An 8,748-nucleotide genomic window follows, 5' to 3' on the forward strand; every position below is an offset into this window, starting at 1 on the left:
GTGTATTTTTTGTAAATGTTGATGATACAGATTAATCGCATTTATTAACGGGTTTGCCAGCCTTCCGGAGTTTTACCTTCCAGTTGATAGGCGAAGGCGATGATATAGGCCACTGCAATGTACAGCGCCGAAGGTATTTCATCACCCAGTTCCAGTGTGACAAGCAGATCCACAAGCGCTGAGTTATCGCACAGCGGGACACCATGCTCCCTTGCGATAGCAATAATTTGCTCGGCAACATCGCCTGTGCCTTTAGCGCTAACATGTGGGGCATTTTTTCCGTCGTAGTAGATCGCAACGGCTTTTTGTAATTGTTGGGGAGAATATTCGGAAGCCATCGGGATGATCTCAGGTTTTAATATCGACCAATGAATAACTGACATTCATTTTGGGTTTGGGCGGTAATCCGGGAAGGCATTGCATTTGGGTAACACGGATGCCTTCACCCTCTAACAGCTTTTTTAATCCATCGAGACGAATTTTTGCTTCTTGCAAAGTGGTTTCATTTTCTGCCCAAAATTTTGCTGCAAGGCTATCACCCAGGACTGTGAGTTGCGCGTAGAACTGGCCTATCAATGGCAAATCAAAATTGAGCATTACATTCCACTGGCGCACGCGCGTACTGCTTTTTTCTTTATCATCACTTTGTTCTTCAATCCACTGCTGTTCCATTTGGATCTGCAGCGGATGCACGTCATGCCCTTGGCGTACAGGGATTTCAAATTGCCAGGATTGGGTTGGTTGAGGTTGATCGACTTGGCCTAATTGGTGGTTCAGTGTGTGAACTTGTTGCAATTGAATTTTTGCAAGGCTGCCCAGCGTGTATTGATGCATCAACATAACCAACTGCGTACGTAATTGTTTTTGGCTGAGTTCTCCTTGCTGTTTATTGGCTAGCAAACCTAAAAATTGGGGCAGGGCGATAGCTACCAAATTTTTAGTGAACTCGTTTGTCAGTGGTGAGCCGGGTAACGCGGGTTTGGCAGTCTCAAGCTCGCTATCTAATTCATGTAGCAATCCAAGCAGTGCGCCTTTTAAATCTTGACTTGCCATTTTTTCAACAGAAACTTGCGGTATTGCTATTTGTTTGTGGGGCGAGACCGATTGCTCGCTGGGCTTTAATAGCGGTGATGTAATTCCTGTCGTCGGATTTAAAGGGTTGGCAATCGTAGTAGAGCCCTTTGGTGAAGATGAATTAGTTGGAGCTGGCGCTATGGTTAATTCATTATTTTTCTGGCTGGAAACTAGCTGCGCTAATTTATTTTCAAAACCCTGACCATTATTTTTTAACGTCATTTCCAGCAATTTAGGATTGCTGAGTTGATCGGTTAAACGAATATGGTTGCTCAAGGTTTTTAGTGATTGTTGCACTTGGTTTGACAGCCACTCTTTACGTTCCGCGATTGGCAACTGCTGAATAAACTGGGTGATTTTCGGCAGGCTTGCCAGTAAATCCTGTCCTTTGTCTTTTTGCGGCAATAAGCGGCGCAATGTTTCGCCAACGGCATCGGTATTTTTAATCGCTACATTTTGGTTCTGGGTAACGATTGTCGCCAACAATTCACTCAACGCATTGTTTGGATTTGCTGAGCCGGTGTTCGTCGTTGTGGTTTGGGTGTTGGTCGTCTGCAGGAGTGCATTAAATGCAGCAACTTGCGCTTTGGTCAGCGGCTGCAGTAATTGTAAACCTTTTCCTTCACTCAACTGCATTAATAGTGTTTGGCCGACTTGCACTGGCTGGTTAGTGTAAGTGAGCAATGTTGTGGCTAACGGAGTTGGGATATTAGTAGCGGTGGGAGCAGCAGCGTTAACAGGCGGGGGAGTATTAACTGAAATTGTCACCAGCTTAACGCTGGGTGTTTCCACCAAACTTTTCTGTGCTTCCAATTGGGTGATCAGGGCTTTGATGGCAGGTGCAGCGGAGTTTTTATTGAGTTGGGCCAAATTGGCCTCAATTGTTTTAACCAGTTGGGCGCGCTCTTCCGGTGTTGCCTGGGTTACTTTTTGGACATCCGCTAAAAATTGATCGCCTACTTTCAAGCCAAGCACCTTGGTGATCGCCATTATTTGCTCGACCTGCGCACGCTGGGCATTTTGTACCAGCTTGTCGGTTACGGAACTCAGCTCCATGGCTTATCTCGAATAGACATTAATATGATCAAAAACGTAAATTGGGGTGCTATGCCGGAACACAGGCCGCTATAATCGCGAACTTTAGATGGTCGCCAGCCAAGCGAATTGCTTGTGCTGAGTATAGCGGCTGATCATAGGTTTCCTGTAGATACCATACACGCCAAGGCAATTATTAGCATGACCGATTTGGGGATTGAGGTAGGTGTTCCACTGCTTGAGCTGCGTGACCTTGGCTGTGAGCGGGATGAGCGACTGCTTTTTTCCGGTTTGGATTTGCGTCTGTTTCCGGGCGATGTTGTGCAAATCGGCGGGCCTAATGGTGCTGGCAAGACCACTTTATTGCGCGCCCTTGCGGGAATCAGCACGGATTATCTCGGCAAAATTCTTTATGCTGGTCAGGAATTACCAGCGGCCGCATGGGAATTCGCGGGCGATAGTCTTTATCTCGGCCATCTGCCCGGAATCAAAAAGGCATTAACACCGGCCGAAAATCTGGAATGGTATAAAGCCCAAAGCGGTGCTGCTGTTTCAATCGACGCTGCCCTCAGAGCTGTCGGCCTTTACGGTTACGAGGACACTCCCTGCTATCAATTATCGGCGGGGCAGTTACGCCGGGTTGCGTTGGCAAGGTTACACCTCAGTCTGGCGCGTATCTGGATTCTGGATGAGCCTTTTACCGCAATCGACAAATTGGGCGTAAGCCAGCTGGAAGCGCTTATCGCCAAGCAATCTGCTAACGGCGGTGTGGTGATCCTCACTTCCCATCAGGATTTAACCTTGCCGCAACTGCGGATAGTCAATTTGAATGACTATCAGCCTGGTGCGCGGAGCAACCAAACCAAAAACGGATTTGAGAGTCTGACTGACGGGGATGCTTATCATGGTTGATAAGATGCCGGCAGCGACTTTATTTGGCGGGTTTGCCGCGAGTTTTCGTCGCGATTTACTGATCGCCGCGCGGCACAAGGCGGAACTCACTAATCCGCTGGTGTTCTTTTTGATCGCGGTAACCCTGATTCCATTGGGGGTTAGTCCGGAAAAATCCGTACTGGCGTTGCTTGCACCGGGAATCGTATGGGTTATGGCATTACTGGCGACATTGCTGTCGCTCGATGGTCTGTTTCGCAGCGATTACGACGATGGATCCTTGGAGCAGATGTTGATTAGCCCGCAGTCACTGTACTTTACGGTGATGGCAAAAGTGTTAGTGCATTGGTTGGTGTCGGGTTTGCCGGTGACTTTGTTGGCACCTTTACTCGGATTGATGTTGAGTTTGCCGGTCGATGGCTACTTTCCGCTGCTGGCATCGCTGGCTTTAGGGACTGCATCGATGAGTTTAATTGGCGCTGTTGGGGCTGCTTTAACAGTTTCACTGCGCAAGGGTGGTTTATTGTTGTCGCTGATCGTGATGCCACTGTATATTCCCGTACTGATTTTTGGTGCGAGTGCAGTGCAGACCGCCGTGCAGGGCGGAGCGATTGGCATGCAGCTCGCAGTATTAGGCGCGTTCCTCGCATTGGCGATAGTGCTTGCTCCAATTGCAGCAGTTGGCGCCTTGCGTATCAGTACAAATGGTTAACTAATAATAACGATCAGCTAACAGCTACAGCGATAAGGTCTTACAACTATGGCATGGCAATGGTTTCATCGATTAGGTTCTCCCCGTTGGTTTTACGAGAAAACAACACCTTGGCTGCCATGGTTGGCAACGATCAGCATAGCGCTTCTCGTGACGGGCGCTGTATGGGGATTGGCATTTGCACCGGCGGACTTTAAGCAGGGCAACAGCTATCGCATTATTTATATTCACGTTCCCGCTGCATTTTTAGCGCTGGCGGGTTACTACATCATGGCGATTTCGGGGGCGATTGGCCTTATCTGGAAAATGAAATTGCCGTTTATGGTAATGAAGTCAGCAGCACCGATAGGAGCATTGCTCACCTTTGTATCCTTGGTCACCGGTTCTATCTGGGGTAAGCCTACTTGGGGGACTTGGTGGGAATGGGATGCACGCATCACTTCCATGCTGATTCTGTTCTTTCTCTATTTGGGTATGATTGCCCTGCAGCAAGCTTTTGCACATCGCGACACTGCTGATAAAGCCAGTGCCGTGTTGGCGTTGGTTGGGATGGTAAATATCCCGATCATTTATAAGTCGGTTGATTGGTGGAATACGCTTCATCAACCAGCAACAATCAAATTCACCAGTAAATCCAGTATTGATCCTTCAATGTTGTATCCCTTATTGACGATGGTGATCGGTTTTTATTGTTTCTACGCCTTGGTGCTTTTACTCAATACTCGTGTTGAAGTATTGCGGCGCGAGAGTCGAACCCAATGGGTTAATGACCTCATCGGCACAAGTAACAAGAAGGTGTAATGATGAAATTCCAATTTGAATCAATTGCAGATTTTATTGCCATGAATGGCCATGGTCCTTTTGTGTGGGCTTCCTACGCTATCACTTTTGCGGTGCTGGTATTTTTATTGGTCAGCCCGGTATTGCAGAAAAAAGCGTTTGTTAAACAACAGCAAAAACAACAAAAATTGACCCGGTCGAATGATGTCGCCGGTGAATCAATTGAATAAATGATTTTCCGTATTAGCTGAACAGAGCACGACAACTTATGCACCCGCTTCGCAAACAACGTTTGATGATTGTTATTTTTATTGTGGTTTTTTCCAGTCTTGCAGTGGGCTTGATGGCCTATGCATTACGCGAAAATATCAACTTATTCTATCCACCTAGCAAAATTGCCTCAGGTGATGTGCCTCATAACACACGTATACGCGCAGGCGGCTGTGTGAAACCGGGTAGCGTTGAACGCGCCAGTGATTCATTGCAAATCCGCTTTTTAATTACGGATGGCATTTCCGATGTCAAAGTCAATTTCAACGGTATATTGCCCGATTTATTTGCTGAGGGCGAAGCCGCTGTTATCAACGGTGTAGTGACAGAATCCGGCGAATTGAATGCGAGCGAAGTACTTGCCAAGCACGACGAAAATTATGTTCCGCCTGAAGTTGCTGAAGCGATGAAAGATAAAGGTGAGCATCAAAAAACCTGCGAGGGCTTGAAATATGGCGCTTGATTTTGTTCAGTTGGCACCAGAGCTTGGGCAGTTCTCTCTGATTCTATCTTTGTGTTTGAGTGCGGCATTATTTGTACTGCCTTTGGTTGGTGCCCATTATGGCAGCAACGTGTTGATGCAATCCGGCCGCTCATTGGCAACCGGCTTTTTTATCTTTGTTGCCTTTGCTTTTTTCTGCCTGACTTATTCATTTGTTAACGACGACTTCTCAGTGAAGTATGTTGCCTCCAACTCCAACTCACTGCTGCCGGTTTATTACAAAATAAGCGCCGTGTGGGGTGGGCATGAAGGTTCATTGTTATTGTGGATTTTAATGCTGGCCGGTTGGACCTTAGCCGTTGCCATATTTAGCCGTTCGCTGCCATTGGACATGCAAGCGCGCGTGCTTGCTGTGTTGGGTTTTGTGGCGATTGGATTTCTTTCGTTTATTTTGTTTACTTCAAATCCATTTGATCGAATTCTTCCCATTCCGCCGCAAGATGGCGGTGATTTAAATCCTCTGCTGCAAGATATTGGATTGATTATTCATCCACCTGTTTTGTATATGGGTTACGTTGGTTTCAGCGTTTGTTTTGCGTTCGCAATTGCTGCGCTGTTAACTGGTCGTCTGGATAGTGCGTGGGCGCGCTGGTCTCGTCCTTGGGCAACTATGGCTTGGGGCTTCTTGTCCGTTGGTATTGCGCTTGGCAGCTGGTGGGCATATTACGAATTGGGTTGGGGCGGTTGGTGGTTCTGGGACCCGGTAGAAAATGCCTCTTTCCTGCCTTGGTTAATTGGTACTGCATTGATTCACTCGCTTGCGGTAACTGAAAAACGCAGCCTGTTTAAAAGCTGGACAATTTTGCTGGCTATTTTCACCTTTTCATTGAGTTTGTTGGGAACCTTCCTGGTTCGTTCCGGTGTGCTTACTTCGGTGCATGCTTTCGCCAACGATCCAGAGCGCGGTGTTTTTATTCTCGCTTTCTTTTTTGTGGTGGTCGGCGGCTCTTTAACATTGTTCGCACTGCGAGCGCCGGTTGTAAAAGGCTCTGCCGGTTTCAGTTTGTTATCGCGTGAGACGCTTTTGCTTGGCAACAACATTTTGCTCAGCGTAATTATGATCATGGTATTGATTGGTACGCTTTACCCATTAATTGCCGACGCGCTGGGTTTGGGAAAAATTTCGGTAGGCCCACCGTATTTTAATTTGTTCTTCTTGCCGCTAATGGGATTGCTGTGTTTGCTAATGGCCTTTGGCCCGCTTTCCAATTGGAAACGCACGTCAGGTGCACAATTTATAAAATTATTGTGGAAGCCCTGGGTGATTAGTTTGGTAATCGCGCTGGTATTCCCGTTTGTCTATCGTGATAAATATGAAATCCTTGCGGCACTTACTGTATTTATCGCTAGCTGGGTTGCTACTGCGCTTATCGCGGATTTGATTTACCGTCTGCGTAATAGCGAGTCTTTTCTCGTCGGTATTAGAAAACTAAGTTTAAGTTATTTTGCGATGGTGGTTGCTCATGCGGGGATCGCCGTGACAACGGTTGGTATTGGTTTGACAAGTATCTATACCGAACAGCGCGACATCCGTATGGAAGTAGGGCAAAAGGTTACTGTTGTTGAATACGATTTTATTCTCAATAAACTTTCACATATTGATGGCCCTAATTACACCGCAGAAGAAGCGCTGATTACAGTGATGAAGGACGGCAAATTTTTGCGTGAAATGAAACCGCAGAAGCGCCGCTACCTAGCGTCCGGCAGCACCATGACTGAAGTCGCATTGGATGTTGGTTTCTTTCGTGACCTGTATGTTGCTATGGGCGAACCGTTAACGGAAACGGCTTGGGCGATGCGTGTGCACCTCAAGCCCTTTGTGCGTTGGATTTGGTTGGGTGCTTTAATGATGGGCTTTGGTGCTGTGCTAGCTGTTGCAGATAAGCGTTATCGTAAAATCGTTAAGCAAGAGGCGCCCGCGACCAATGTTCCTGCTGGAAAATTGGTGAATGAATAGGCAGCGCCTGTTTTTATTTATACCGCTGGCAATTTTTGCAGTACTGGTAGTTTTGTTTTGGCGTGGGCTTTCGTTGGATCCTAATGAAATGCCCTCCGCTTTGTTGAACAAGCCGGTTCCTGCTTTTGAGTTGCCAGTAATTCCAGCATTAGAAAATCCGCAAGGCTTGGTAAGCGCAAATCAGGAAATGCTGAAGGGTAAGGTTAGCTTGTTAAACGTTTGGGCAACTTGGTGTCTTCCTTGTCGACAGGAGCATCCATATCTCAATTTGCTCAAGGCGCAAGGTGTACCTATCTACGGTATTAATTACAAAGACAACACTGAAGATGCGCAGCGCTGGCTAGCAGAGCTGCATAACCCTTATGTATTTGCGGTGTTGGATGCTGATGGGCGATTGGGATTGGATCTCGGTGTGTTCGGTTATCCCGAAACCTATGTGGTCGATAAACAGGGTGTCATTCGCTATAAGCATATTGGTGTTGTGAATGCGCAGGCATGGGAACAGACCATCAAGCCAATCGTTGATAGCCTTAATTAATGAGTCATCCGCAACTGTTGTTCCGGCGGGGAAGTTGGTAAATGAATAAGCAGCGATTTTTTTTATTTGTACCTTTGTTTATTTTTGCAGTGCTGATTGTGTTGTTTTGGCGGGGGCTTTCATTAAATCCAAATGATATGCCCTCTGCGTTGTTGAACAAGCCTGTTCCTGCGTTCGAATTGCCAGTGCTACCTGCACCGGAAAACCCGCAAGGCTTGGTGAGTGCCAATCATGAAATGCTTAAAGGAAGAGTGAGCTTACTTAATGTGTGGGCGACTTGGTGCACTACTTGCCGGCAAGAGCATGAGTTTCTTAACAAGCTAAAAGCACAGGGGATTCTGATTTATGGAATCAACTACAAAGACAATACCGACGATGCCCAGCGCTGGCTGGCCGAACTGCATAATCCTTACGTTTTTAGCGTGACTGATGAGGATGGCCGTTTGGGTTTGAATCTCGGGGTATTCGGTGCCCCCGAGACTTATGTGCTCGATAAGCAAGGTGTCATCCGCTACAAACATATTGGCGATGTGAATGTGCAGGTGTGGGAAAAAACCATCAAGCCCATTGTTGATAACCTCCAGTAATTATTTATTCTTCCTCTACGAGACTTGATCGAGATCAAGTCTCGTTTGTACCTCCCGCGTAAACTGAATTCATCAGTTGGAAATGTGGAGGTGTTTATGTATATCGATTCAATAGTTCTTTATGGCCTGGTGATAGTTGCACTGACTTGCATCATGATTACCTATGTGGGCGTCTATGCGTACAAGCACATAAAAGAAGAGTGTGCAAAAGTAGATCAAGGGATCGAAGATAAAACAGCATAGGTAAAAAGCGACATAAATAAAAAGCTCCTTTGAGGGGCTTTTTGTTTTCATGTGCTTTTCTGCAGGCATAAAAAAAGCCCCTGATGTGGGGCTTTTTTCATTTCTAAATAGTGGCGGACCGGACGGGACTCGAACCCGCGACCTCCGGCGTGACAGGCC

11 protein-coding genes are annotated in these 8,748 nt (G+C 46.9%); 9 read left to right on the forward strand and 2 right to left on the reverse strand.

Going from position 1 to position 8,748, the window contains the following annotated elements; all coding sequences use genetic code 11:
* Nucleotides 1-44 precede the first annotated feature (44 nt).
* A complete protein-coding gene (locus AAGC78_RS11785; RefSeq protein ID WP_435784273.1) occupies nt 45-338 on the reverse strand; it encodes an EscU/YscU/HrcU family type III secretion system export apparatus switch protein in 294 nt (97 codons plus the stop codon).
* A gap of 10 nt (nt 339-348) precedes the next feature.
* Nucleotides 349-2,130 carry a hypothetical protein gene (locus AAGC78_RS11790; protein WP_435784274.1) on the reverse strand — a complete coding sequence of 594 codons (1,782 nt, stop codon included), beginning with the start codon at nt 2,128-2,130 and terminating at the stop codon, nt 349-351.
* Between the two features lie 180 nt (nt 2,131-2,310).
* Here AAGC78_RS11790 and ccmA point away from each other — a divergent pair, with 180 nt between their 5' ends.
* The 9 genes from ccmA to AAGC78_RS11835 all read left to right on the forward strand — a co-directional run bounded on the left by ccmA (nt 2,311) and on the right by AAGC78_RS11835 (nt 8,589).
* Complete coding sequence (gene ccmA / locus AAGC78_RS11795) at nt 2,311-3,021, forward strand: cytochrome c biogenesis heme-transporting ATPase CcmA (RefSeq protein ID WP_435784275.1); 711 nt, start codon at nt 2,311-2,313, stop codon at nt 3,019-3,021.
* Complete coding sequence (ccmB, locus tag AAGC78_RS11800; protein WP_435784276.1) at nt 3,014-3,712, forward strand: heme exporter protein CcmB; 699 nt, start codon at nt 3,014-3,016, stop codon at nt 3,710-3,712. Before ccmA ends, ccmB begins: the two co-directional genes overlap by 8 nt.
* Nucleotides 3,713-3,760: 48 nt before the next feature.
* The gene (locus AAGC78_RS11805) at nt 3,761-4,513 is read left to right on the forward strand and encodes a heme ABC transporter permease (RefSeq protein WP_435784277.1); all 753 of its coding nucleotides are present in this window, start codon (nt 3,761-3,763) and stop codon (nt 4,511-4,513) included.
* Nucleotides 4,513-4,722, forward strand: coding sequence for a heme exporter protein CcmD (gene ccmD / locus AAGC78_RS11810; RefSeq protein ID WP_435784278.1), 210 nt, complete (start codon nt 4,513-4,515; stop codon nt 4,720-4,722). Before AAGC78_RS11805 ends, ccmD begins: the two co-directional genes overlap by 1 nt.
* Before the next feature lie 38 nt (nt 4,723-4,760).
* Entirely contained in the window at nt 4,761-5,225 is a 465-nt protein-coding gene (gene ccmE, locus AAGC78_RS11815; RefSeq protein ID WP_435784279.1) for a cytochrome c maturation protein CcmE, read from the forward strand.
* A gap of 10 nt (nt 5,226-5,235) precedes the next feature.
* Nucleotides 5,236-7,221: a heme lyase CcmF/NrfE family subunit gene (locus tag AAGC78_RS11820; protein ID WP_435784285.1), complete on the forward strand. Its 1,986-nt coding sequence runs from the start codon at nt 5,236-5,238 to the stop codon at nt 7,219-7,221.
* On the forward strand, nt 7,214-7,759 hold the full coding sequence (locus AAGC78_RS11825) for a DsbE family thiol:disulfide interchange protein (protein ID WP_435784280.1): 546 nt from the start codon (nt 7,214-7,216) through the stop codon (nt 7,757-7,759). Before AAGC78_RS11820 ends, AAGC78_RS11825 begins: the two co-directional genes overlap by 8 nt.
* A gap of 41 nt (nt 7,760-7,800) precedes the next feature.
* Complete coding sequence (locus AAGC78_RS11830) at nt 7,801-8,346, forward strand: DsbE family thiol:disulfide interchange protein (protein WP_435784281.1); 546 nt, start codon at nt 7,801-7,803, stop codon at nt 8,344-8,346.
* Nucleotides 8,347-8,442: 96 nt separating this feature from the next.
* Complete coding sequence (locus AAGC78_RS11835) at nt 8,443-8,589, forward strand: hypothetical protein (RefSeq protein WP_435784282.1); 147 nt, start codon at nt 8,443-8,445, stop codon at nt 8,587-8,589.
* The last annotated feature ends 159 nt before the right edge of the window (nt 8,590-8,748 follow it).

The organism is Cellvibrio sp. (genome assembly GCF_039207905.1).
GTDB lineage: Bacteria > Pseudomonadota > Gammaproteobacteria > Pseudomonadales > Cellvibrionaceae > Cellvibrio.

What these genes read in the sequence shown, in the direction of transcription:
- AAGC78_RS11785 (WP_435784273.1), bottom strand. Translation starts at nt 338, where the DNA reads ATGGCTTCCGAATATTCTCCCCAACAATTACAAAAAGCCGTTGCGATC.
- AAGC78_RS11790 (WP_435784274.1), bottom strand. Translation starts at nt 2,130, where the DNA reads ATGGAGCTGAGTTCCGTAACCGACAAGCTGGTACAAAATGCCCAGCGT.
- ccmA (WP_435784275.1), top strand. Translation starts at nt 2,311, where the DNA reads ATGACCGATTTGGGGATTGAGGTAGGTGTTCCACTGCTTGAGCTGCGT.
- ccmB (WP_435784276.1), top strand. Translation starts at nt 3,014, where the DNA reads ATGGTTGATAAGATGCCGGCAGCGACTTTATTTGGCGGGTTTGCCGCG.
- AAGC78_RS11805 (WP_435784277.1), top strand. Translation starts at nt 3,761, where the DNA reads ATGGCATGGCAATGGTTTCATCGATTAGGTTCTCCCCGTTGGTTTTAC.
- ccmD (WP_435784278.1), top strand. Translation starts at nt 4,513, where the DNA reads ATGATGAAATTCCAATTTGAATCAATTGCAGATTTTATTGCCATGAAT.
- ccmE (WP_435784279.1), top strand. Translation starts at nt 4,761, where the DNA reads ATGCACCCGCTTCGCAAACAACGTTTGATGATTGTTATTTTTATTGTG.
- AAGC78_RS11825 (WP_435784280.1), top strand. Translation starts at nt 7,214, where the DNA reads ATGAATAGGCAGCGCCTGTTTTTATTTATACCGCTGGCAATTTTTGCA.
- AAGC78_RS11830 (WP_435784281.1), top strand. Translation starts at nt 7,801, where the DNA reads ATGAATAAGCAGCGATTTTTTTTATTTGTACCTTTGTTTATTTTTGCA.
- AAGC78_RS11835 (WP_435784282.1), top strand. Translation starts at nt 8,443, where the DNA reads ATGTATATCGATTCAATAGTTCTTTATGGCCTGGTGATAGTTGCACTG.